The organism is Bradyrhizobium sp. CCBAU 51745 (genome assembly GCF_028128715.1).
GTDB classification, from domain to species: domain Bacteria; phylum Pseudomonadota; class Alphaproteobacteria; order Rhizobiales; family Xanthobacteraceae; genus Bradyrhizobium; species Bradyrhizobium manausense.
The window spans coordinates 1-929 of record NZ_LBJP01000032.1 but is presented as its reverse complement, the minus strand read 5'-3'; the positions used below and the strand labels follow the sequence as shown (position 1 = coordinate 929).

1 protein-coding gene is annotated in these 929 nt (G+C 58.3%); it reads left to right on the top strand.

The genetic code is table 11. The annotated features are described in order from the left end of the window. On the top strand, positions 1–901 hold a 901-nt coding region (locus XH98_RS12940), incomplete at its 5' end, for an ABC transporter substrate-binding protein (RefSeq protein ID WP_271618811.1). Positions 902–929 lie beyond the last annotated feature (28 nt).

Sequence of the window (929 nt, the reverse complement as noted above, 5' to 3'; positions counted from 1 at the left end):
TGGAGTACTGTTGGGGCGCCCGCTTGGGGACCCCGAAGGAGAGAAACAGGCTCAGGCACTTGAGCAAGGGCTTTCGCAGCTTGGTTGGAAGCGGGACCGTACTGTCCAGATTGAATACCGCTGGGCTGGTGGCGATCCTGAACGCACCCGGATTTTCGCGAAAGAGCTGGTCAGTCAGAGGCCCGATGCCATCGTCGCCCAGAACACTGCCATAGTGACGGCATTACTGGCTGAGACACGCACCATTCCCATCGTTTTCGTGCAGGTTACTGATCCGATCAAAAGCGGTTTTGTTGCCAGCTTGGCCAAGCCCGGTGGGAACGCGAGTGGCCTCGTCGATCTGGAGCCCTCACTCGCGGGAAAGTGGGTTGATCTGCTGAAGCAAATCGCGCCCGGACTCGCGCGGGTCCATTGTATTTTCAACCCGGAGACCGCGCCGGGGGGCGGGGCGTATTACTTGCGTCCGCTTGAGGCAGCTGCAACATCCCTGGGTGTCGAACCGAGGGCCGTGCCGGTGCGCGACGCTGCCGGGCTCGAACAAGCGATTGCCGCGATTGCCGGCGAACCCGGTGGTGGGCTCGTGGTTATGCCAGATATTTTCAATGGCATTCATCGTGAGCTGATAGTCTCGACAGCCGCCCGAGACCGTGTTCCCGCAATCTATGCCTTTCGCTTCTTTGCTTCAGGCGGCGGATTGATGTCTTACGGCGTCGATATCCTTGATTTGTACCGGCGAGCCGCATCTTACGTCGACCACGTCCTGAGAGGCTCGCAAATTGCTGATCTTCCCGTGCAGCTGCCGGTCAAATTTGAACTCGTCGTTAACTTGAAAGCTGCGAGAGCGCTTGGCGTCAATATCTCTTCATCGCTGCTCGCTCAAGCCGACGAAGTGATCGAATAGGCCCTCATTACGACGTATGAAGTCCGGA